The following is a 24315-nucleotide window of genomic DNA, read 5'->3' as shown; positions in this document are numbered from 1 at the left end:
GGCCGGTTGATTTACTAGCCCACGGCGCGAGCAAGGGGCGAGGCCGTCGTTCAAAAAACTGGCTGGTCAAAAAATGGAGGCCGGCGGTGTGGGTGTTCCTGGTGGCGTTCTCATTGAACAGCCAGATCCAGGAACACCATGTGCGATGGGTTTCCCACGGCGGCGTAGTGGCCGGTGAAATCCAGTGCGCCGGTTTGGCGATTCACCTCGAAAATCGCGATGTTGTCGGCGCGTTGGTTCAGGCAATAAAAGAACCGCCCCGACGGGTCAAAACTGAAGCTACGTGGATAGTTTCCCCGCGTCCACTCTTCGCCGACGTAGCTGAGTTCTCCCGTTTGACCGACCGAAAAGATCCCCACACTGTCGTGCAATCGGTTGCCGGCGTAGACGAATCGTCCATCGGCGGAGACCAGGATCTCGGAGCAGAAGTTGCTGCCGACAAACTCGGCCGGTAGCGTCGAGATGGTTTGTCGCTCCGTCAATCGTCCCGCATCGGAGTCGTAGTCGAACAGCACGATCGTCGACCCTTCTTCTTGAATGCTGTAGAACCATCGCCCTTCCGGATGAAAATGAAAGTGTCGCGGCCCGTCGCCCGGCGGCAGCGAAATCGACGGCGGATCGTTGGCGGTCAGCGTTCCTGTTTGGTCGTCGAATCGCCATATAAAGATCTTGTCCAGCCCCAAGTCGCAGTGCAGCACATACCGTCCCGACGGATCGGATTGAATCATGTGGGCATGCGTTCGGTCGTGACCGCTGATGGCAAAGCTTCCCGGCGGGGAGTTGGTGGCTTGTGTCGGGCCGATCGTTCCGGCGTCCTGTTTGACGTCGACCGGTTCCCCCAGCTGTCCGTCCGCGGCGACCGGCAACACCGCCACGCTGCCGCCGAAGTAGTTGGCGACCAGTAGGAACCGCCCGCTCGGATGCAAGCTGATGTAGGTCGGGCCGGCACCGCCGCTGCGAACCGTCCCCATCGGCGTCAGTTCACCGGAAGATCGATCGATCGAAAACGTGCTGACCGAACCCTCCTTGGCCGCTCCGACACGATCGGTTTCGTTGGCCGAATACAATCGCGTGCCAGCCTCATTGACGGCCAAGCAGCTGGGGCTGGTCCCCATCCGCTGCGTCCCGATCGCGGACAGCTGCCCCGTCGTTCGATCGACGCGAAACAGATGAATGCCGCGCCCGTTGCCCGGCGGCAAGTCGACCTGAGTCGGCAAGACATCCTGAAGCGGCGAACTGAACGTGCCGACGTACGCGATCAACGGCGGCGAGTCTTCATCGCCCTGTGCATGGACAAGCCCACCGACAAATGGACTCGCTGCCGCCAAGGTGACCGTGGTTCTCAGGAAGGAACGTCGGGAACGGAAGGGTTGATTCATCGCAAAAAAGGTCGTGGAGGTGGGGCAAAACAGGAGAGGTAGCAAAGACGCAGCCGCGACATTGTAATCCATACGTGTTGGTGTTCAGGCTTTAGCCGCCCGGGGTCGCTGCTATGCAGCGAGGGGGAATCGCCTAAAGGCTAAACACCAACCTGCGCTAGACCATCGATCCTACCGCGGATCAATCGAACGTTTGCGGACGTGGGCGATGGCGAGGGGAATCACGTCGGCCTGTCCCGCGGTGCTTTCGAAGTGGGGGCTGATTGCCAATACGCGTCCTTGACCATAACGTGCAAACACGATGGCCGGGGCACCGATCATCGTGTCCTTTTGTGGCTCGTAGATTCCGTTCTCGCTGCGGAAGTAGGCCCAGGGTTCAAACTCGGGTAGCGAGTCGTCGTCACCCGCAGAAAGGATCGGGCCGTTTTGATACCGGATCGGTATTGTTCCAGAAACTCCCAGCACCTCTGCCGCACGAGCGGTCAGTTCGACGTCAACGTCGGTGGCCGGTCCACGATACCACATCGACTTTCGCCCCTTGCCGGGGATCTCCACCGTCTTGTTGAACACGGCGGCGTTCATCAAGTCAAGCGACCATGCATAGTGCGACGAACACAGATAGGCACCGGCGCAGATCCCCACGATTCCTCCGCCGTCACGAACGAATCGGCGAACATGATCGCGACGTTGCGCCCCGATCGCGTTGCCTTGCTTGCTGCCCGAACCACCGGGAAACACCAGCACATCGAACTGCTCCAAAACCGACGGGCGCATGTCATCTCGGCCGACCAACCGCACCGACAACTCCGGCCGACCATCAAGGACCTTGAGGACTTTCGTTTCATTCGCGCCCGAATCGTCGAACACCGCCACGCTGGTCATGCCGCGTTGCGGAGCGGGTGTGAATCGATCGACACAGTCCTCGGTGATCATGCCGATCGACAATAGTGCGGTCGACACCATGTGTCGATGTTGACGCGTCCGCAGCGAGATCGGTTGATCTTTGAAGGTCGTTTCGAAAATAAAACTCGCCGCGCCCAACTGTTCGCCACACGCGCGAGCCAAACTGCCCACCACGGGACCGTTTTGGGCCAGCAGATCGAACGGATGTTTGGGATCCATCACCACGTTGACGGATCGTTGGATGCGTTTGGCAAAGTCGCGTTGGCTGGGGAACGCGATCACACTCGACCCGACCGATTTCGGATTGATGCGGTGAAAGTCGAACCCTTCATGTAGATCAAACACCCACTCCGGCTGATGCTGCATGACGAAATCCCAGATCGCGGCGCTCTGATCGGTCAATGCTTCATCGCGCTCGTCCGTAGGAAAACTGCGATTCAGATCGCGCCGCCGGCGGTCGTTTCGATGCTCCGGCGTCCAGCGAATGTCGGCTGCAAGCCCCAGCCGGTTGACTCGGGGAATGACCACCAGTTTCCCACGCTCGATCGGCCAATGACGGATCTGTTCGGCCGCTCGCGCCCCGGCCGGTTCGTTGCCGTGAATGCCGCCGGTAATCAATACCGTCGGTCCGTCATGCCCGCTGTCGATGACGTACCACGGGGTGTTCCAGGTCGCTTTCGCTCCGAGCGTGCCCGAGGTGATGGTTGGCGACGTAACCGATGTCGCGACCTGGCCCTGCGCCGGTGGGCTAGGCCCCACGGCCAGCGCGAATGCCAGAACGAGAAACCAACCGGCAAGGAAGACCTGACCTGCCGGGTGACGATCCGATCGTGTTTTTTGCAAAGCGGAGATGCCTCGACCGAGTTGGTGGATGGTTGGCGGCGGGACGAAGTATAAAGGACGCATCATCCTGGTGTTCCTGCAACCTGTCCGTCCCCACATACCTTCATCAATTCAATGTCGCTCCGTTCAGTCTATCTCGTCTACACACTGTTTCTCGCGGGATTTGTTTCGCAAGCCATTGTTACGCGAGCCCAGCAACCTGCGACGGACACGGCCACTTGGCAGTACTCTGCCGATCAACTGCGGCCGTTTTGGCTCAGCGACGTCGTGGAGCAGGAACCGGTGTTGTTCGTACGTGATCCCGAATCGGGCGAAGCACGCGGAACACTGTTGTTTCCGATTGACGAGATTCTGACGATGCGAAGTTCCTCGGGCGACATCACGTATCAACAGGGCGTGGACTATCAATTCACTCCCGGCAGTCGCCCGATCGTCATCCCCGCCGGTTCACGCGTGGTCACGACACCGCCGTCGGACCTGCGGAGACCGGCGAATTCGCAGAAACATCGGCTGACGCATCGCGACGGGAATGGGGAGATCCTGTTCGGCGCAAACCTGGAATACCACCGGATGCAAACGCACGTGACATACAAGAAAGCGGACGCCTCTTGGCCGCCGTCGATCCCCGCATTCAATCCCGATTCGCTTCCCAGGACGCTTGAAAAGCTGCGTCGCCAAAAGCCGCTTTCGATCGTGTTGCTCGGGGACAGTATTTCGACCGGTTGCAACGCATCACTTTGGGGAGGCGGGGCACCGTTTCAACCCGCATACCAAGACCTACTTGTCGAGCATCTGCGGCGGCACTATCAAACCGAAGTCACGTTGACCAATCTGTCGGTCGGCGGACAGTCGACCCCGTGGGGCATCTCAATGATCGACCAGGTCACGCCACACGATCCCGACCTGGTGATCCTGGCCTTTGGCATGAACGATTCCGCGGGACGTTCGGCGGAGGAGTTCGGTCAGAACACGGCCCAGATGGTTCGGCAAACGCGAGACACGTGCCCCGAAGCAGAATTCATTTTGATCGCTCCGATGACCGGCAACCGGGACTGGGTGCGGTTAAACCATGACGTGTTGCCGAAATACCGCGACCAATTGGCGTCGCTTTGCGGGCCCGGCATCGCGTTGGCCGATATGACCAGCGTCTGGATCGAAATGATGAAACGCAAGAAGGACGCGGACCTGACCGGCAACGGCGTCAACCATCCCAACGACTTCGGGCACCAGGTCTACGCTCAAGTGCTTTCGGCGTTGTTGATCCAATTCGTTTCCAATGAATGAACGAGACGTGCGCGCAATGATCGTCGGGCCGCTCGCTGACCGGGCTGTCGATTTAGTGAGCCGACGGCGCTAGCCGCGGGCCTAGTGGTGCCAGCATCGCCCTTCGAGGCCCGTGGCTAGCGCCATCGGCTCACTCTTGTTTCGGTTGCGATTAAATCGACAGCCCATGACGCTTCCCGCTGGCATGTGTTGCCGATACCTGAGACGACACTTGCGTTATTTAGACAAGCACGACGTCAGCCTTCCAAGGCATCGCTGGTCGGATGACCCCAGCGATCGCCGTGCAAGTGCGAGACTTTACGGCGGACTTCGGCGGGATCGAATCGCGCCGTCAGCCCTTTCAGGTAATCGTTGCGTTGGGCTTCGGAGTCGAATTCCAGCGGTCGCTTTTCGAACAGGTCGTCCAGCGATTTCATGTGACGACGTTCCAGGAAATTTCGTAGCCCATCGACCAGAGTTCGCACCACCGTCGGGCCTTCGCGACAGACCGCCGAAGTGACCATCGCGACGTCGGCGCCGGCCAACAAGGCTTTCACGACATCAATGCTGGTCCCGATACCGCCGCATGCGGCCAGCGGCATGCCGGGGCAGTAGCTGTGGACTTGCATGACCGGCCCGATGATCTTGGTGACCGTTCCCGGTTCGGTCAGTGTCCATTCCGATTTCAACTGGAACGTGTCCAGAGAAATATCCGTGTCGGGCAGTCGTCCGAACAGAATCAACCCCTGAGCGCCCGAGAGCAACCGGCACGAGAGTTGGCTGAGGCGGGTGTAGCTGCGATGCAATTTGACGAACAGCGGAATCTTGATCGCGTGATCGATTTTGGTCACCACGTCGACGACCGCATCTTCCACCTCGCGCGCCGTGCCATACACACTCGGCGGCGGCGGCTGCAGACACAACTCGATTGCCGACGCACCGGCCTGTTCAACTTCCTTAGCAAAATCCAACCAGTTGCCTCCGCTTTCACCGTTCAAGCTGGCGATCACCGGAATCGAGAGCTGCGATGTGGCGCGGGTGACCATTCCCAAGTACGACTCTGCATCCAATCCGGCGTTCTCCACCGGAACCCGTCGACTGCGTTTGAGCAAAGCCTGTTCCTGGGGCGAAAACGCGACCCCTTTGCGATCGTTCCACAACAACACCTGCTCTTGGAAAAGCGAAGGCAACACGATCGCCCCCGCGCCGGCTGAAACGAAGGCGACTTGGCTCGGTTCCTCCGCCGTCATCGGACAAGAGCCCACCACGATCGGAGCTTGAAGATGTAAGCCGCCAAAGTTGGTGCTTAGGTCGATACTCATCGAATTCCCTGATCAAATGTTGGGGCGTGACCCGAACCAGACGCCCGTGACAAGCTCGCGCGTTCCGTCGTGCGATGGTGGTCTCGGCCCCGCCTTTAACCGAGGAAAAGCAAATCGACATTCCCCGGCCCGGCGGGAACATCCAGTCGACAATCGGATCTTTTAGCATCTCTTGTGCCGAATTGAGTGGTCTCCCTCGTTTGCCGGCGTTTCTTTCACGCGAACGGTTCCGGCCTGTAAAGGGGGGCAATCTCGGCGCCAGAGGCACCGCCAAAGCGACACCGACTCATCAGCTGACTGACGACCTGTTCAGACATCGCGCGGACTGCAAAGGTGGATTCGATGGCCGCAGGACACTCGCAAGAAGCCCGTAAGGGTGCGGAGAATGGGCGAATCCGCGCGCCGCGTTCTCAGGTCCAGGCCGGCTCGTGCGGATTCGCACCTTCGACGTGGCGTTTCATCTCTCGGATGAACCGCCTGCCCCGCCGGGCGCCGTCCGATGTCGCCCTCGCTGTCGGCATGGCAGATGCACTTTGTCGGCTGGTGCGAAAAGAACCAACACCGGCGGCCCCGGAGACAAACCGATGGACATGATGAACGCGATGGTGCTGCCCGGGATCGTCTCGCTTGACGATTGCCGCACTCCGCTGGAGTTCACCTCATTGCCGATCCCGGATCCGGGCCCGGAATCGCGGCACAAATCCCGATCCGTCCAAGAGTCGAAACCTACACGCTCCGACAGGCCAACCGGGCGCTGGTGGAACTCAAGCACGGGCACGTCCGAGGCGCAAAGGTGATCGTGATGGATGGGAAGTAGGACGTGGTCCGGTCGGTTTTCCTAGCCATCGCGGAAAAGGGGGTAGGAAGATTTCGGGGTAAGAAAATGATGAGTTGCACCATCCATTCGCTCGGGCCAATTTTCCTACCTCCAAAATCTTCCTACCTCTTCGCCCTGCCATCGGTGGGCTACTCCCAAACCGCCTCTGTGTTTGAGTCGCGAGTTGGACCAGAGTCGTAAATTGCCTGTCGCGTGTCGCAGTTTCCTCTCGCGGCTTCGGCTCTCAACCGCCATAATGAGGCTCCCACCTGTCCGCGGCATTTCACCTGAGACCATTGTGTCTGGGAAAAAGCCTGCCTAAGCCGCGGCATCGAACTTCAGCTAGAATATCTGGTTCGTCCCCCAATTTCGCTCATTCTGGAGATGAAGTGAATTCGATTCGGAAATTTGCTTGGCGCTGCCTGCTAGCCACCGGCTTAGTGACCTACTGCTTGGTGGGGTCCGCAACGGGCACAGCACCGAACGCCACCGCATCGAGCACGGAAAAGTTGGAGTTCTTTGAGAAAGAAGTCCGTCCGTTGCTCGCCGAGCATTGTTATTCCTGTCACAGCACGACATCAAAAACCATCCAGGCAGGCCTGCGGGTCGACAGTCTGGCGGCGATGCTCGAAGGCGGAGACTCCGGTGAAGCGGTTGTTCCCGGCGACGCCGATGGCAGTCTGTTGATCGAAGCGGTGCGCTACGATTCGTACGAGATGCCGCCCAAGGGGAAGCTGCCGGACGAGGACATCGCGACGCTGGAACGGTGGGTGGAAATCGGAGCTCCCTGGCCGGAAGAAGATGCCCCGGCAGAAACGGTGACGCGGCCCGAATTCGATCTCCGGCAACGCGCGCAAGACCACTGGGTGTGGCAACCGGTTGGTTCGCTCGAGGTCCCCACGGTCCAAAACAAAACCTGGCCACGGCTTCCACTGGATCATTTCGTGCTTCACCGTCTCGAACAGGTGGGTTTGCAACCGGCCGGCGACGCCGACCGATCGGCACTGTTGCGTCGCGTGTCGTTCGATTTGATCGGGTTGCCGCCGACACCCGAACAAGCCGAACAATTTCTCAGCGACGACTCCCCTCAGGCACTCGAGCGACTCGTCGACCAACTGCTCGATTCACAGCACTTCGGTGAACGCTGGGGCCGACATTGGTTGGATCTGGTCCGCTACGCCGAATCGCGCGGCCACGAGTTTGACAACGATGCGATCAATGCATACCAGTACCGCGATTACATCATTCGCGCGCTGAACGCCGACGTGCCCTACGATCAATTGGTTCGCGAGCACATCGCCGGAGACCTGTTGGCCGATCCGCGAACGAACCCGGACGAAGGATTCAATGAATCGATCTTAGGCACCGGATTTTGGTTTCTCGGCGAATGGGTTCATTCGCCGGTGGATATTCTCAAGGACGAAAGCGATCGGTTCGACAACATGATCGACGTCATGTCCAAAACTTTCCTGGGCGTGACGGTTTCTTGTGCCCGTTGTCACGATCACAAATTCGACGCCATCTCGACTGCGGACTACTACTCGTTGACCGGCTTCTTGCAGGGCAGTGATTATCGACAAGTCCGATTCGAATCGATCGACCACAATCGCAAGGTTGCCGAAAGACTGGCGGCGGTCGATGCCAAGTACCGCGACTCGGTCCAACAGTTGCTCACCGAGCATCATTTGTCGCGCGAGCCGATCGGCCCGGTCGACGATGAATTGGCGGCAGCGGTCGTATTTGACTATCAATCCATCGCCACCGACCAGTACTATCAAGACGGGTTTCTGTTCGGTGACCGACCGCGCCAAGCCGGCCAGCCCGTCGTCTCCGCCAAAGACGACAAGCCGGTGATCGAATTCGCGCCCGTCGCCGCCGCGGTCAGCGATCCGTTTTGGAACGGTTTGGAATCGGTCAGCGAAACAGGGATGGGCGATCGAAGCCGTCTGGCCAAGTTGCCACGCAGCAGTCGCACCTTACGCACCCCCACCTTCACCTTGACCGACGGCAACGTCGCCTGCCTGGTACGCGGTGCCGGCCACGTCGTCGCCTGCGTGGACTCGCATCGTTTGGTCGCCGGACCGCTGCACGGCGAGACGATCAAGGCGATCAAATCGACCGATGATTGGGTGCAACTGAATCTGAAACGCTACGTCGGCCACCGGCTGCATCTGGAATTCACACCGGATGAAAACGCCCAACTGGAAGTCTCGCTGGTCACCCAGGGGGCCTCCAAGCAGATTCGCAATCAATTGAAACAACGCCAGGAGTCGATCGCCGCGGGCGTGGAGAAACTGGCAGGCAAAGCCCGCGAACTCCTGCCAAACGAACTTTCCGAAATCGCGCGTTTGTGGCAACAAGAACGAACGCAGTTGCAGTCCCAGATCATGCACCGGTCTCGACTGGCCATGGCGATGATGGACGGCAGCGGTGAAGACGCACACGTCTACATCCGCGGCAATTCATCCAAACCCGGCGAGATCGAACCGAGGCATTTTTTGACCGCCATTTCCGGAGACGCCCCGATGGATATCCGATCGGGAAGCGGCCGACTGGAACTGGCCGAACACATCAATGATCCCGCCAATCCACTGACCTCCCGCGTCATCGTCAATCGGATCTGGCACTACCTGCTCGGTCGCGGCATTGTCCCCAGCACGGATGATTTCGGGGTGCTGGGCCAACGCCCGACGCACCCGAAATTGTTGGATCATCTGGCGACCCGCTTTCGTGAAAACGGCCAAAGCCTGAAACAGATGATCCGTCTGATCGTGCTTTCGCGGACTTATCAAATGTCCAGCCTGGCCGATGAATCCGCGGTGGCCAGCGATCCGAAGAATTTGCTGTATCACCATCGCCCGCCCAAGCGTCTGGAGGGTGAAGTGATCCGCGACGCGTTGTTGTCGATCTCCGGTGAATTGGACCCGAAGCTGTTCGGCGAACCGATTCCGATTCACCTGACCGCGTTTATGGATGGACGCGGCCGTCCCGGAAAAAGCGGACCGCTCGATGGTGCCCGACGACGATCGATCTACACCGCCGTTCGACGCAACTTCCTCTCGCCGTTCATGTTGACCTTCGATACCCCCGTTCCCTTCAGCACAATGGGACGGCGGAATGTGTCCAACGTTCCCGCCCAGGCGCTGATTCTGATGAACGATCCGTTGGTGGTCGATCTGGCCGGCAAGTGGGCCGGGCGTGCCGTCGCATTGCATTCGCAAAGTGGGCCACGGATCCGCTGGATGTACCAGTCGGCGTTTGCGAGACAACCGACCGATCAAGAGTTGGCCGTCGCCGACGCGTTCTTCAAGACCCAACAAGACGCCCGCAAGGTCGGACCGGACGATGTCGGTTTGTGGAGCGATTTTGCCCACGCGCTGATCAACACCAAGGAGTTTATTTTTCTGCGATGACCAAGCACGCCCACTATCATTGCCGACGGTATCAATCCGCACCGACCTCGCGACGCGACATGCTGCGTCGCTGCGCCAGCGGTTTTGGCGCGGTGGCCCTGGCCGGGTTGGCACAGGATGCCGCGTATTCACTCGAGTCTTCTTCCTCGGATGAACTTGGCAAAGCCGGCCACGGACCGCATCACCTGGTCCGCGCCAAGAACGTGATCTTCTTGTACATGGACGGCGGACCGTCGCAGATCGACACTTTCGATCCCAAACCGCTGCTGACCAAATTCAACGGCAAAGACCCCGCCAGCCTGTTCGACGTCGAACCGACCCAGTTCAACAACAACGGCACCGTGCTGGGCAGTCCGTGGGAATTCAAACAACACGGCGATTCGGGGATCCCGGTCAGCAGTCTGTTCCCCCACGTCGCGACCTGCGTCGATGAATTGGCGGTCGTGCGATCGATGGTTTCCGAGTTCCCCGAGCACACCTTTGCCAACTACTTCTTGCACACCGGCAGTGGGCTGCAGGGACGCCCCAGCATGGGCGCGTGGGTCAACTACGGACTCGGCAGCGAGTGTCAAAACCTGCCCGGGTTTGTCGTCATCAACGGAGGCCTGATCCCGCCGGGCGGTTTGGATTGTTTCGGCAGCGGGTTCCTGCCGGCCAGCTACCAAGGGTCGGTGTTCAAACCCTCGGGAAGTGGCGTCGCCAACATCACCCCGACCGAACCGTCGCCAGTCCGGCAACGTGAAAAACTGGACCTGATCGGCCAATTGGATGGATTCGCCGCCGGTCACTTCGGCCGACACGACAGTCTGGATTCCGCGATCCGCAACTATGAACTCGCCTACGCGATGCAAATGGCGGTTCCCGAAGTGATGTCGATCAACGACGAACCGGCGCACGTGCAGAAAATGTACGGGATGGAATCGGAATACGAGCCGACGCGGATTTATGCCGCCCAATGTTTGATCGCTCGCCGCATGGTCGAAAGCGGCGTTCGGTTTATCGAACTGACCTGCCCCCAAGTCGGCGGAGACCGCTGGGATCAACACGGCAATCTGAAACAGGGGCACGAGAACAACGCCCGGGCGGTCGATCAACCCATCGCCGCGCTGCTGAAAGACCTTCGCCAGCGAGGCATGCTGGATGAAACCCTGGTGGTCTGGGCGGGTGAATTCGGACGCACGCCGTTCGCCCAAGGCAAAGACGGCCGCGATCACAACCAGTTCGGTTTCTCGATCTGGATGGCCGGCGGCGGCGTCAAACGCGGAACCACCTACGGCGCGACCGACGAATTCGGTTACAAGGCGATCGAAAACCGGGTCGAAATCCACGACCTGCACGCCACGATGTTGCACCTGATGGGCGTCGACCACACCCGATCCACGTTCCGCTTCGGCGGCCGTGACATGCGATTGACCGACGTCAAAGGCCACGTGATCCACGACATCATTGGCTGACAACATGCGCAGTATTGCTTCGTCCATCGTCATCTTGTCGTCATGCATACTGTTTGCGGCGGCGGGGTTCGTGACGCATAGTGACACCAACCTGTTTTTGAACGGGGTGGCGGTGTTTGTGGGGATCATCGGGTTGATCGGATGGTTTACGTCCTCGGGTGAATCGGGGGCGAAGAAGTGATTGCAAAAATGGCCCACGGATGGCAGCGCGAACCCACGGATAGAATGCGGCCAGGGATCCATCGCTAGACGCTGCGATCGTTGGGTTGAAGCGCTTGCTGCGAAACAGAAATCCGTCTGCGGAACTCGGGTAAGAAAATTTCGCAGGTAAGAAAATGATTGGGCTCATCCACTATTGGATTCAGGCAATTTTCTTACCTCCAAAATCTTCCTACCCATCCACCCGGCTAGGACTCCTGTTTCAACTTGCGGTAGATCGTTTTCCGATCCAGTCCCAGGATGCGGGCGGCTTGGGTCTGGTTGCCTCCGACCGCTTCCAAGACGTGGGTGATGTAGCGGCGTTCGATTTCTTCCATCGTCACCAGTTCACTCGGATCCAGCCCGCCGATGAACACCGTTCCGCCGGCAAAGTGGCTGATCTTTTCCGGCAGGTCTTCGATCGTCACCTTGTCGTAACGCGTCAATGCGACCGCGCGTTCGATCACGTTGCGCAACTCACGAATGTTGCCCGGCCAGGAGTACGCCAGCAGCTTTTCCGGGACGCCCTCGGCAAACCCGTCGACGGATTTACTTTCCGAGCGAGCGAACTGTTTTAAAAAATGTTCGGCCAGTCGCAATGCGTCGGTCCCGCGCGAGCGCAGCGGGGGCAATTGGATACCGATCACGTTGATTCGGTAGAACAGGTCATCACGGAAGCGGCCCTCGGCGACGGAGGTTTCCAGATCGCGGTTGGTCGCAGTCAACACGCGGACGTCAAACGAGATGTCTTTGTCTCCGCCGACCGGCCGCACGGATCGTTCTTCCAGGGCGCGCAACAATTTGACTTGCATCGTCATGGGCATCTCTCCCATCTCGTCCAACAACAGCGTTCCGCCGTCCGCCTCGAGGAACAACCCGCGACGCTGGCTGCGGGCGTCGGTGAAGGCTCCTTTGACGTGACCGAAGAGTTCGCTTTCGAGCAGCGTTTCGCTTAGGGCACCGCAGTTGACGGCGACAAACGGTCCTTCGGCGCGGCGGCTGTTCTGGTGGATCGAGCGGGCCACCAGTTCCTTGCCGGTGCCACTTTCGCCGGTGATCAGGACGGCGGCGTCGGACTGGGCGACGCGTTCTAGTTGTTCGTACAATTGGACCATCGCCGGACTTTTGCCGATCATCGGGCCGAACGCGCTGACCTTTTCGGACGATGCCTGCAGCAATCGAACCTGTTCGGAGAGCTGTCGGTGCTCGATCGCACGCCTCAACGTGATCGCCAACAGATCCATCTCGATCGGTTTGGTGATGAAGTCATAGGCACCGGCACGCATCGCGGTGATGGCGGTTTCCATCGTCCCAAAGGCGGTCATCACGATCACCGGCACGTCGGGTCGGGTTTCGGTCAGCTGTTGACACAACTGCAATCCCGTCGTGCCCGGCATTTTGACATCGGTCAACACGACGTCAAAGTTTTCGTGGCGAAGGGCATCAATCGCTTCGGATGCCGACAGACACCCGCGGCTGTTGATCCCCCGTAGCCGTAGATCGGTTTGAATCAACTCGCACATGTTGCGTTCGTCGTCGACGATCAGGACGTTCGCGTTCGGTAGGGTGTCGTTCATGAATTGATCGCAGTGGAAGGTTGATCGGCGACTGGAAGGTAGACACTGAAGGTGGTTCCCACGTTCTCCTCGCTCTGGACATCGATGTCGCCGCCGTGTTCCTGAATGATCCCGTAGGCGATCGACAGCCCCAGCCCCGTGCCCTGTCCGACGTCCTTGGTCGTGTAAAACGGTTCGAAGACGTGGTCGAGTTGCTCCGCCGGGATGCCGCGGCCTTGATCGGTCACGTGGATGCCGATCTGCTTTCCTTGCGAGGTTTCTCGTCGTTGCAAGGTCAAAGTGACGGAGCCGCCCTCGGGCATGGCCTGGATCCCATTGGTCAGAAAGTTGGTCAGCACCTGCTGGATCTGTGTCGCATCGCCGCGGATCGGATACGGTTGATCGTCGCACCTGAGATCGATTTGCACCGATGAATTCTCTGCGATCGGTTCGATCAAATCGCACGTGGATCGCGCGATCCGGCCGATGTCGATTTGAGTGTGTGTGGATGGCGACTGCCGCGCGAAATCCAACAATTGGCGGATCAGCGTGGTCATGCGCTCGGCTTCGGACTTGATCGTCTGGGCGCTCTGCCGAACCTCCTCCGGTGACAGCTTGCCGCCGGCGATCAGACCGGCCCGCCCAGCCACCACATTCAGCGGCGTCCCCATCTCGTGGGCCATGCCGGCCGCCAGCGTGCCGACGGTGCCCAGGCGGTCGGTGTGCCGAATGGTGTTTTGTTGCTGGTCCAATTGTCGGCTCATCTGACTGATCGCCTGGGCCAGTGATCCGAGTTCGTCGTTGCGCTCAAACGCGGGTGGTTGTGGCAATTTCCCTGCGCCGATTTGATGGACTTGATCGATCAGCAGGGCCAGCGGTTTGCCGACCAGTTGCACCCCGCCGAAGTAGATCATCATTCCCGAGAGTGCGGCGACGCCGACCAACGACAACAGTGAGGCGATTAAGGATTCACGAATGAATTGATCGTGGTGCTCCATTGATTCGGAGACTTCCACGCCGCCGGCCTCGGATCCGTCGATCTCGATCGGCACGAAGGTGCGCGAGACCGTTTCTCCGTCTTGATTCGCGACGGAGATCTGTGAAACCTTCCGCGATGTGATTTTGGTTTCCGCTTCGGCCGCCGGGACGCCGTCGACCCAGCGTAATTGTTGTCCGGGAACATGTCGCGCGGTCACCTCGATGGCCTGTTGAATGGTCACGACGCCGCCGTTGCGATAGGCGTCGTCGATCGCCGGCTTCAGCGCTCCGACGACGTCGTTTGCATGGTCGGCCCGGCGCTGCTCGTCCCACCTCAATTGTCGACGGATCGTTTGCCAGGAGAACAGGGCGACAATACCCAACACGCCCAGCATGAACAGCAGAATCAGTTTGGCGGCCAATTTCATCAATGTTTCCTTGTCGATCGAAGCAATGCTTCAGGATACTCGTTGACGCCGATCGCCAAAACATCGCCGCATAAAAGAGCGGCCAACGCCACAAGGGCGTTGGCCGCATTTTGGTTCGCGCATCCGATGCTCGGGTGGGAAGTCCTATCCTTCGATGACCACGAAGCGGGAGCCTCGCTCGTTGCGAACCAACAACAGCAGGGTCCCGTCCTCGTCCGATTTGACCGCGTCTTCGAACTCGGCCGTCGTCGTGACGTCATTGCGGTTCACCTGGGCAATCACCATCCCCGGGCTCAAGCCGGCCTGCTCGGCACGACTGCCTTCTTGGACCCGTGTGACGACCACACCGGATTTATCCTCCAGCCCGAGTTGCTTGGCGACGTCGGAGGTCAACGGTGTGACCTCAATCCCCAAGGACTGCATCTTGACGCCATCGGGTTTCTGCTCGCGATCGCTGGCGGCAAAGTCGTTCGGTGCCGCCTCGGGATCGTAACTCAACGAAATCGTTTTGCCGTCACGGACGACTTCGACCGAAACCGTTTTCCCGATCGCCGAGCGTTCCACGGCAAGTTGCAATTGCTGTGGCGTGGCGACTTTGGTGCCGCCGAAGTCGACGATCACGTCCCCCGGCCGGAATCCCATCTTCGCCGCCGGCGTGTCCGGGAACACGTTGGTCACTGCGACGCCGCCACGCGGTGAGACACCCAGCTGGGCAGCCAACTGATGAGACACCGGCTGAATCGCGACGCCCAAGTAAGCTCGCTGGACGGTGCCGTTGGCGACCAGTTGGTCACTCACCCAGCGTGCCAGATTCGAGGGAACGGCGAATCCGATGCCGTTGTTCCCGCCACCGCGAGAGGAGATCGCCGTGTTGATCCCGACCACTTCGCCGTGCAGGTTCACCAACGGGCCGCCGCTGTTGCCGGGATTGATCGCCGCATCGGTTTGGATGAAGTTTTCACGTGCGGTGATTCCGATTCCGCGATTCTTGGCGCTGACGATCCCTGCCGTGACGGTGCTTTCCAGTCCGAACGGCTGACCCAGTGCGATTACCCAATCGCCGACCGACGTGGAATCGCTATTGCCAAGTTTTGCGGCGGTCAACGAACCATCGCCGTTGATCTTCACCACGGCAATGTCCGTTTTGGGGTCGGTGAAGACTTCGACGGCTTCGAATTCGCGGCCATCTTGTGTTTTCACGATCACAGTTCCGCCGCCGTCGACGACGTGGTTGTTCGTCAGCACGATCCCCGCACTGTCGATGATCACGCCCGAACCGATGCCGCCCTGTGAACGTGGTGCTTGACGCGGAATCATGTTGGGGTTCATCGGGATCTGGCCGCCGCGGAACATGTCCTCAAACGGAGTGCCTTTGAAGGGGTTCTGACCGCCGGCCGAGTTGTCATCCGGTGCCGGCTTGGCCGAACGCCAGGACGTGTCGGGACGGTTTTCGATCGCGACGACGGCCGGCAGCACGCTGTCGGCGACGTTGCGAAACGCTTGGGAAAGCGAATTGGCGATGTTCAGTTGTTCCGGCGTGATCGCCGGTTTGGTCACGGTCGCCGGCGCGGATGCGGTGGCCGGCTGTTGATCGAGTTTCGTTGCGGGGGCGGCCGCCATCAGCAGACCGGCTGCTGCCAGACTAAGCGGTGCCGCGACGAGTGCTGTCCTAAGACGGGACTTGAGCTTCTTCATAAATGATGTCCTTCATCAGTCGTTGGTATCGGTTGCTGCGGCAAGGCGCCGCGTGGTCGATCAAAGGGAACGCACACGCTGTGCCCGAGCGGTTGGATCAACGTCGTTTCCTGTGTTGGACCCGCAAATCACCGACTCAAATCGTTTTCGCCGGCGAGTCGTGTCGGCCGCATCGATCGACCGCCGCCGTCCCAGAAAGTCCCATCGGGGCAAAATGCCCCAGCGTCGGGGATCTGTCGCCGGACTTGGGAAGCATTCAAACCACGGATGATTGACCGCGAAACATCCGTGGGTTCGCGCTGCCATCCGTGGGCATCTTCTTATCAGCCACCAAGAACCGACCGACGCGCATGGCAGATGCGATCACGCCGCGGGGATCTGGTTTACAATGCCGGTGCCCCAAAAAACGCGGTCGGGTTCGAAAAACGACGTCCCCCACTGCGTTCCTCAATCTGCGATCGATCGTCTCCCCACCCATCCCCGACCACGATGTTGCGTACCTTTTTCAGCCTCTCTCTGCTAACCCTTTTTGCATTCACCACCGCGTCGTTTGCCGAATCTCCCGGCGAACAGAAGCTACACGAATTGCTTCAACGCGATGTCGTCGTGATCCCACTTTGGCCCGAGGGCGCGGTACCGAACCAACCGTCTGACAAGACGACTGCGGAATCCATTGAAAACTCCAAGAACGGCAAACCGGCGATCGCCAACGTCGCGGCGCCCAGCGTGATCCTGGTGCCTCCGCCCGAGGGTGTCCAAGCGACCGGAACGACGATCGTGTTCGCCCCCGGTGGTGGCTACGGACGTCTCTCGCTACCCAACGCAGTCGACGTTTGCAATTGGGCCGGTGCGGTCGGTGCCCACTGCGCGGTGCTGAAGTATCGCGTCCCACGTGCGGCCGACGATCCCGGCCATCAAATCCCTCTCGCCGACGCCCAACGCGCCGTGCGACTGTTGCGATCCGACGCACACGAATTCGGACTCGATGCGGACAAGATCATCATGGTCGGATCTTCAGCCGGCGGTCATCTCGCGTTCAATCTGGCCAACAATCACGACCAACCGACCTACAAACCACTCGATGCGGCCGATCGGCAAAGCGCTCGCCCCGATGCGGCGCTGTTGTTGTATCCGGCCTACCTGACTCAGCCGACCGCTTCGTTGAACGCGGACCCGCATTTGCACCTTGACCGATTGAGCCCGGAGCGCACACCACCGATCTTCATGACCGTCACCCGACCGGACAAGTTCACCTGGGGAGCCGTCAACACGATGTTGCAATTGAGGCAATCCGAGGTGCCGGCCGAACTTCACGTCTACCCCGAAGGCGGGCACGGCGGCTGCTTGGACAAATACCCGTTGATGGAGTTTATCCGTCCCGCGGCCCGGTTCCTGAAAGACCAATCGCTGTTCACCGAAGCAATGGAACAGGAAAGCAACGCGCTGCTGGACCGATTGGAATCGACGTTTTTGGCCACCGTCATTGGGAAGCCGCAGTCGACGAAATCCGACCCGCCGAAACGACCGGCTCTGGCAAACGACTCCGAATGGACGGCCGGTGATGAAAAACTGGCGGCGCTACGGACACCGCCGCCGGAGGTGATCGCGTTGTGGCCCGGTGATGGTAAACGAAAGGACGACCCCGCGATCGAACTGGTGGAAGAGCTTCCGCAACGGCCCGACGGCTTGGTCCGGATCACCAACGTTTCACGGCCGACGATGCACGTTTGGCGGCCCGAACAACCCGATGGTCGCGCGGTCATCATTTTTCCCGGTGGAGCCTACAACGCCTTGGCGGCACAGCACGAAGGCACCGACATCGCTCGCTGGTTGAACGGTCTGGGCATCACCGCCTTTGTCACCAAGTACCGCGTGCCACGTCGCAAAGACCTGGACAAGCATGCCGTCGCATTGCAGGACGCTCAGCGGGCGATCCGGCTGGTGCGAAGCCGCGCCGGCGAATTCGACATCGATCCCGATCAGATCGGCGTCTTGGGGTTTTCCGCCGGCGGCAATCTGGCGACCCTGACCGTCCATCAATCGGACTTTGAAAGTTACCCGCCCGCCGATCCGATCGATCAGGTCGACGTCGCCCCCAACTTTGCGATCTTGATCTATCCGGCCTACCTGACCGCCGACGGGACAGGCAATGGCTTGGACCCGCTGGTCAAGCCACTGAAATCGCGTGACGACTACCCGCCGGTTTACCTGGCCGTGGCAGCAGACGATCGTTTCGCCCCCGATTCGTTGCACTACCTGCTGCACCTGCATCAGACCAACGTGCCCGGCGAGTTGCACGTCTACGCCAGCGGCGGCCACGGCAAGGGGCTGCGTGAGATCGGAGGCCCGTTTGCCCAGTGGACGCGCTCCTGTGCCCGCTGGCTGGAAGATCTCAAGCGGGGAACGACACAAGTCATCGTGGCGGAGAACCAATGACTTTGGTGAGACGACGAATTCCGCTCCATCCGCGTGTGCAAACCGACCGCGATGAATCGGACGCCAGAATCCTGTCGGCCCGCTTTGCACTCAGCCCTGTTCCGGCACGGCCGCTCCGATTTGGCGTTGCAGATCAGCAAAGGGTTGCTGGCTCACGGTAAGAAATCCACCTCGCGGTCGGTCCAGATCGAACACCAGGGTGACGACCGAGCCCAACACCACGATCATCGCCGTCGGCCCTTCCTTCTCATCCGGCGTGCGTTCCTGCCACCAAACCCCGATGCGATAGCCGGCCTCGGATGCAGCCGAGGCAACGATCGCGAACGCGACAAAGATCCCCGCAATCGGAATTGAATCGGCAATCTGCTGAAACATCATCATTTACTACCGTTACGAAGATCACAGTGCCCAACGGCAGCGGAGTTCGGGCGTGCCCAAGAACACTTCGTTGGGAACGCCAAAACATCATCGCGAAAACAAACTCGTCCCGCAAGCGAGTGATTCCGCTTCGCCTCTTGCTCGCGCCGCGGGCGAGTGAAACATCAGGGCGTGACGCCCGTTCGAGAAGCCCCGCGAATGTCCTGGTAGTCACCGCGTCGGCGCGATCGACCGGAACACAAAAACAAAATCGACTCGCCGACTGCCGTGCACTACCTGGTTCGCGCGTTCAGCTACGACGACAGCCTGAGCCATCGCCGCTGATGGCCAATGTACTCGATTGGAAACACCCTGGGACATTCCACTTCGATGACGCTGCCGTCTTTCTGTACATGCGCAATGAAGCCCACAACGTCGACGGGGTAGATACTAGGGCTGGCACAGTGCTTGCCGGTGGTGTCAACCCTCGTTGTTATACACAAATTTTTGATGATGTATTGATTCGCGAAATCGCTCAAACTGTTGCTCACAGGGAGTTCAGGTGCACGACAGCTAGCAACGGAGTGTTTGCGATGGTGAGCCAATGGGTGATTGACGAATTAGAAACGGTGGATCTTGGCGACAAGAGACGAAATGAACGACTTGCCGAAGTGCTCTCCGCCATGGCTGGTTTGCCGAGCAAGAGCATTCCTGCTGCAGTCGGCGCAGGACACAACGAAACAACGGCAGCCTACCGACTTTTTGATAACGATGCGATCTGCTTTGAGGACATTTTAGCGCCCCATATAGATGCCTGCTATAAGCGTCTTGCTGAGCAAGAAGTTGTCATCTTGGCTCACGATACGACGGAACTGGATTTGACGAAACCTAACACGCAAGTAGAAGGGGCCGGTCCGCTAGATGGCAGTTCACGCTACGGCGAGTTGCTTCACCCGCTGATGGCGTTCACTCCCACCGGCACGCCCTTAGGAACCGTTGCAGCGGAACTTTGGACTCGCGAGGAAGGTCCGTCAAAAGCCGATGATCGAAAGAAAGTGCCGATTGAAGAGAAGGAGTCTCTGCGATGGCTTGAAAACCACCGCGAAGCACAGTTAATCGCTAGCGAGCACCCCGAAACGCAAGTTGTCTGCGTGGCTGACAGCGAAGCGGACATCTTTGAAGTCATCGAGTGTAATTCCGATTCTCCAAAGAACTTTTGGTGGATTATTCGCAGTTGCTATGACCGTTCGATCGTTGATCAGCACGGTCGGCCATCAGGAAATCTGCATGAAAAACTCGCCGCGAGCAAAGTACGCTACACCAAAGCGATAACGATTCGTCCGCACAAACCCAAGTTAGCCTGTGACAAACGAGCACGCAATCAACCGCGAGAGGCACGCCAATGCGAACTCGAGGTGCGTGCAACGACGCTGACACTGAAGAACCCCTATCGTCCCGATCGACACCTACGGCCCACGAAAGTCAACGCGATTTGGGCTCACGAGATCGATCCGCCTGAAGGGGATACGCCTATCAGTTGGCTGTTGCTGACCAATATGCCGATTTCGAACAAGGAAGAGATTGAGCTGGTGTTGTCTTACTACTGCATTCGCTGGTTGATCGAAGTATTCTTCCGAACTCTCAAATCAGGCACTCGCATCGAAGCAAAGCGGTTTGAAAAGATCGAACGATTCGAGCGTTGTCTCGCTGTTTCGATGATCTTGGCGTGGCGAACGTTCTACAGCGTGCGGATCGGTCGCGAATGTCCAGACGTCAGCTGTGAAGCAGTATTCGTAGCCGACGAATGGCAGCCGGTATACAAGATCGTCACCGGGGAAGATCCGCCAAAGAAACCACCGACGTTGAAGGAGATCGTCCGCATGATCGCTCGGCTTGGCGGCTACATCGACCGACCACGACATGACGAGCCTGGCACCGATACGGTCATGCGCGGCATGGAACGACTCTACGACATCAGTAGTTGTTGGCGAAGCTTTGGTCCAAATGCAACCAGATCAGGGGAATGAATTGTGTATAACAACGAGGGCTGACGCCACCGGCAGACACTCTACCGGCCCTCCGGGCCTCAGACACATCGCCCGGGCAGCCGGTCCGTTGGATTCAGCAATGACTTTAAGGTCGTCATATCAGTCGTCGGTTTGTCAGCGCACCAGTCAAACGACGAAACCAAATGCGAATCCCAGGAAACAGAGGTCTGAAAAATCCGATGGGCGCTCTTCGAGCGCATCAATCAAACCGGGATGTCAGGCCTAGGACCGCGATGGGAACAGCGGAAAAGAGAGCAACCACGAACGACACGAAAGATGACGTGGCGTTGCGGTCCGGCGTCGGCTAGCAGCGCGAGCGTCACGCGTCACCCGGCACGCGCGAAAGATTCTCAATTTCAAAACCGCCTGACTCGCGTGCTCGCGTGCACGGGTGCACGCGATGGTTCCCCTCTTCTGTAGAGTCAGAGGGATGAACGCAGGCAGAGGATCAGTCGTTTGATTTCCGTAAATGTATCAACTGGCATCCAAACTCCAACGTCCCATGTTACATCGTCGTGTCCCACCACTATGCCCATGATATTGCGGTCGCAAAGGAACCAGTGCGCGGCCGCGTTAAAACAAATTCCAGCCGTGACGGCATGATCATCTGGTACAACGGGCAAATCCTCGCGATTGAGACGATCAATGTCGTCAGCAGACAATAGAACGTTAATTTCGTAGTTGTCTCCTTGGATCTTCACGCTGACAACGTTTTGGTTTCCAGCGAGTGCGAGTTCAGCGACTACGTCCGGACGTTTCACAAAGTTACAGCATTGGTTCGAGGTTCTAGGGTCGAAGCAATCCCAGTCGGGGAACGGCACCAATCACCCGGCGGCGACGAGAGCTTCTCCATTACCAAAACGCCCGACTTCGCCGCACGGGTGCAGTGGATAATTCCCCGCTCTATTTGTCCGCGCGACGCTTCAGTGCTGGGTCACCACGTTCGGAATTAAGTGCAATTAGTGCATCCGCGCCAGCGTCAGTCAAGCGATATGTGTCGTTGGCGTATTCGATCTTACCAGTGATCCATTCGTGGTGGGTTAAGAAGGTGAGTGTTGAATGATGGCCCGTTTCGACAGAAAGGTAGTAGGAAATGTAGTTCGGACGTCGAGCCACGGCAGCAAGCCATTCGTGTGCTTTTGCCTTGTCATGTCCAGGCAGATCTTTGAATTCGGGTGCAACTTGAGAGTAGCTTACGGCGACCGCTTTTGAGTCGGGATAGTTGTGGTCGTGTAGAAACACGCAGCCGCAAGAATCACAGGTACACTTCATGCCTGACGCTGGAATTTCGGCTTGGCAAGCAGGGCATGTCGCGGTTTGCAATGCAGCTCTTGACCGTGAGTGAGGATGAACTGTCTTCAGTCGACGAACGGCCATCGTTCACCGCGGCACGGCGAACGACATTGTGTTTTCGGTTGACGCCGACTCCGTGCCTGCGTGTGCAACGGATGGTTCGCGCGTCCGGCCACGACGACAGCACGTGCCAGCGCCGCTGACAGCCAATGTAACTGATCGAAATCGCCAAGGGAAATCCAGTGCCCCAATCAGCAGCCGACATTCGGGCGTCGGATTGTCTTGGATCGTACTCGTACTCAGCAACGCGGTACTCGTGCTCGCACTCAATCGACAGGCGTCGGTTTGACTTCTTCGGCCGAGTCGACCGCGCACCATTCGAACGATGACATCAGTAGCGAATCCCGGGGAACGGAGGTCTGATGAATTCAGTTGGGCGCACTTCGAGCGCACCAATCAGCGGCATCGACGAAGGGCGTTGGTTTGCTTGCGGCTGTTTCGAGTACGAGTACGAGTACCGGCTGACGCCTGAGTACGAGCACGATTTGGCAGCGTGAACGTTGCGGATCACGCGGTCGCCGCGAGCAATCCTCCACTTCAATAACCACGACTCGGCGACTCGTCGTGCATCCGATTGTTATTCGTCGATCTGTGCGATCAGATGTTGTGCGACTGCACATTAATTCCACCGCTCCGGTCGGGCGATGTTGAAATCGATTTCGATGAGTCGATGCCTATTCGTTAAGCAAGTGCATGACGGCATTCCGCAGCGCTGCACCGCGAAGGCCGCGATAGCGTATCGTTCCAGTCTTATCGATCACATAGATCTGTGGATAGCTGTTTACATTCCAGTTCGTGGAAAGCTGTTTGTCTTTTCCGTCCCACCAAACGCGCCAGGTAATGTCTCCTTCGCTGACGGAGCTGTGAATCGTGCTTAGTTCATCATCACTCATGACGCCTACAAAAACAAACGGCAAACCGCTCAGGTCGTCAATCAGGCTGCGATTTGCCGGGTACATTGCTTCGCAGGGAGCACACCCTTTGTAAGAAAACATCAGCACGACAGTGCTTCCGCGGTAGGAAGTGAGTTTCATAGGCTCCATGAATGCATCAACCTGATCGATTTCCGGAGCCTTCCGGCCGATTCCATGCTGCAACTCAAATTCAACGGCTGGAATCAGAGACAAAACAAGGGGTTGATTTCGCTCCGGTTCTGATCGTTCCAACTGGATGTGCACTGGTGCCTCTCCAGCAATCCTGGGCGCCAATTGCGCAGAGGCATAGTTACCCCGCAATGCTTCGATGATCTCACGAGCTTCGGAACGACACTCCAACGCATTCCTCGATTTAGCTTTCGCGTTTTTATAAGCCTCGATGATTTTCATCTGTCGTGGCTCCGTTGCGTCGAGCAGTGAAATTTGCGAGTCAAAGTACGCAGGAAGATTGCTCTTATTGGCCAGGATGCCCGCAAGGGCAAACATCGCGTTTGCTTTAACATTGTCATGCGAAGCGCGATCTCTGAGCGTTCGTAGGAAGCGTTCATCGTCTGTGCCGCTTCCGACGATTCGGATCACTGTTCCAATATCCCGATAGCCTAAATAGTATTCCCCAAGTCTGGAAATAGCCTCATGCCTCCCCTTCAGTACGTCCCACTCGGATGATTCGGCGAGACGTCCCGGGCGTACGCGACGCGCTTGATCAATCAAGTGATAGAGGCAGCTAAACCCGACGCTTGTCCCTCGGGAGTCTGACTCAAGATCAAGGAACGCTGATACGAGCGAGTTGCCGGGGTGAATCTCAACACCGGGACGAGCCAAGCCTGCCTTAGATTCTCTAGCAAGATTGACAAGCTCTGTGTATCGCATGGAAGACTTGCGAAATTCGAGTTGGAGCTCAGAAAACCGAGCTTCGACTGCGGACATCGCGAGCTCG

General features: G+C 58.6%; 17 protein-coding genes. 7 read left to right on the top strand and 10 right to left on the bottom strand.

The features are described 5' to 3' along the window. Positions 1–110: 110 nt before the first annotated feature. Both Mal15_RS10350 and Mal15_RS10345 read right to left on the bottom strand, forming a co-directional pair. Complete coding sequence (locus Mal15_RS10350; protein WP_147867687.1) at positions 111–1379, bottom strand: lactonase family protein; 1269 nt, start codon at positions 1377–1379, stop codon at positions 111–113. Positions 1380–1550: 171 nt separating this feature from the next. Further along, entirely contained in the window at positions 1551–3191 is a 1641-nt protein-coding gene (locus Mal15_RS10345) for a BPL-N domain-containing protein (RefSeq protein ID WP_167546718.1), read from the bottom strand. Positions 3192–3239: 48 nt separating this feature from the next. Here Mal15_RS10345 and Mal15_RS10340 point away from each other — a divergent pair, with 48 nt between their 5' ends. Then, positions 3240–4409: an SGNH/GDSL hydrolase family protein gene (locus tag Mal15_RS10340; RefSeq protein ID WP_147867685.1), complete on the top strand. Its 1170-nt coding sequence runs from the start codon at positions 3240–3242 to the stop codon at positions 4407–4409. A gap of 236 nt (positions 4410–4645) precedes the next feature. Here Mal15_RS10340 and Mal15_RS10335 read toward each other — a convergent pair whose 3' ends face one another. Beyond that, on the bottom strand, positions 4646–5710 hold the full coding sequence (locus Mal15_RS10335) for a beta/alpha barrel domain-containing protein (protein WP_147867684.1): 1065 nt from the start codon (positions 5708–5710) through the stop codon (positions 4646–4648). A gap of 1272 nt (positions 5711–6982) precedes the next feature. Here Mal15_RS10335 and Mal15_RS10330 point away from each other — a divergent pair. The 3 genes from Mal15_RS10330 to Mal15_RS34005 are packed head-to-tail and all read left to right on the top strand — an operon-like array spanning position 6983 to position 11575. Further along, positions 6983–9940: a PSD1 and planctomycete cytochrome C domain-containing protein gene (locus Mal15_RS10330; RefSeq protein ID WP_147867683.1), complete on the top strand. Its 2958-nt coding sequence runs from the start codon at positions 6983–6985 to the stop codon at positions 9938–9940. A 59-nt stretch (positions 9941–9999) separates the two neighbouring features. Beyond that, positions 10000–11394, top strand: a complete 1395-nt coding sequence (locus Mal15_RS10325; protein WP_147871944.1) for a DUF1501 domain-containing protein — start codon at positions 10000–10002, stop codon at positions 11392–11394. A 4-nt stretch (positions 11395–11398) separates the two neighbouring features. After that, positions 11399–11575, top strand: coding sequence for a hypothetical protein (locus Mal15_RS34005; RefSeq protein ID WP_167546717.1), 177 nt, complete (start codon positions 11399–11401; stop codon positions 11573–11575). Between the two features lie 226 nt (positions 11576–11801). On the opposite strand, the gene Mal15_RS10320 is transcribed toward Mal15_RS34005, so the two are convergent. The 3 genes from Mal15_RS10320 to Mal15_RS10310 all read right to left on the bottom strand — a co-directional run bounded on the left by Mal15_RS10320 (position 11802) and on the right by Mal15_RS10310 (position 16249). Beyond that, on the bottom strand, positions 11802–13169 hold the full coding sequence (locus Mal15_RS10320) for a sigma-54-dependent transcriptional regulator (protein WP_147867682.1): 1368 nt from the start codon (positions 13167–13169) through the stop codon (positions 11802–11804). After that, the gene (locus Mal15_RS10315; RefSeq protein ID WP_147867681.1) at positions 13166–14554 is read right to left on the bottom strand and encodes a sensor histidine kinase; all 1389 of its coding nucleotides are present in this window, start codon (positions 14552–14554) and stop codon (positions 13166–13168) included. The genes Mal15_RS10320 and Mal15_RS10315 overlap by 4 nt, the downstream gene beginning before the upstream one ends. A 144-nt stretch (positions 14555–14698) precedes the next feature. Continuing rightward, the gene (locus Mal15_RS10310; protein WP_147867680.1) at positions 14699–16249 is read right to left on the bottom strand and encodes a Do family serine endopeptidase; all 1551 of its coding nucleotides are present in this window, start codon (positions 16247–16249) and stop codon (positions 14699–14701) included. A gap of 2 nt (positions 16250–16251) precedes the next feature. On the opposite strand from Mal15_RS10310, the gene Mal15_RS10305 reads away from it, so the two are divergent. Both Mal15_RS10305 and Mal15_RS10300 read left to right on the top strand, forming a co-directional pair. Further along, complete coding sequence (locus tag Mal15_RS10305) at positions 16252–16524, top strand: hypothetical protein (RefSeq protein WP_147867679.1); 273 nt, start codon at positions 16252–16254, stop codon at positions 16522–16524. Positions 16525–16738: 214 nt separating this feature from the next. Then, positions 16739–18685 (top strand): alpha/beta hydrolase, encoded by a 1947-nt coding sequence (locus Mal15_RS10300; protein WP_167546716.1) that lies wholly within the window; start codon positions 16739–16741, stop codon positions 18683–18685. Between the two features lie 90 nt (positions 18686–18775). On the opposite strand, the gene Mal15_RS34000 is transcribed toward Mal15_RS10300, so the two are convergent. After that, on the bottom strand, positions 18776–19066 hold the full coding sequence (locus Mal15_RS34000; protein WP_233903393.1) for a hypothetical protein: 291 nt from the start codon (positions 19064–19066) through the stop codon (positions 18776–18778). 569 nt (positions 19067–19635) lie between these two features. On the opposite strand from Mal15_RS34000, the gene Mal15_RS10295 reads away from it, so the two are divergent. After that, positions 19636–21069: an IS4 family transposase gene (locus Mal15_RS10295; protein ID WP_167546714.1), complete on the top strand. Its 1434-nt coding sequence runs from the start codon at positions 19636–19638 to the stop codon at positions 21067–21069. Positions 21070–21512: 443 nt separating this feature from the next. On the opposite strand, the gene Mal15_RS10290 is transcribed toward Mal15_RS10295, so the two are convergent. The 3 genes from Mal15_RS10290 to Mal15_RS10280 all read right to left on the bottom strand — a co-directional run bounded on the left by Mal15_RS10290 (position 21513) and on the right by Mal15_RS10280 (position 24305). Next, positions 21513–21851: a hypothetical protein gene (locus Mal15_RS10290; protein ID WP_147867676.1), complete on the bottom strand. Its 339-nt coding sequence runs from the start codon at positions 21849–21851 to the stop codon at positions 21513–21515. Positions 21852–21993: 142 nt separating this feature from the next. Next, entirely contained in the window at positions 21994–22332 is a 339-nt protein-coding gene (locus tag Mal15_RS10285; protein WP_147867675.1) for a hypothetical protein, read from the bottom strand. 785 nt (positions 22333–23117) lie between these two features. After that, the gene (locus Mal15_RS10280; RefSeq protein WP_233903392.1) at positions 23118–24305 is read right to left on the bottom strand and encodes a TlpA family protein disulfide reductase; all 1188 of its coding nucleotides are present in this window, start codon (positions 24303–24305) and stop codon (positions 23118–23120) included. Between the last annotated feature and the right edge of the window lie 10 nt (positions 24306–24315).

Source organism: Stieleria maiorica, from assembly GCF_008035925.1.
Taxonomy (GTDB): domain Bacteria; phylum Planctomycetota; class Planctomycetia; order Pirellulales; family Pirellulaceae; genus Stieleria; species Stieleria maiorica.
The sequence above is the reverse complement of the archived record's forward strand: the minus strand, read 5'-3'. Positions and strand labels throughout refer to the sequence as shown.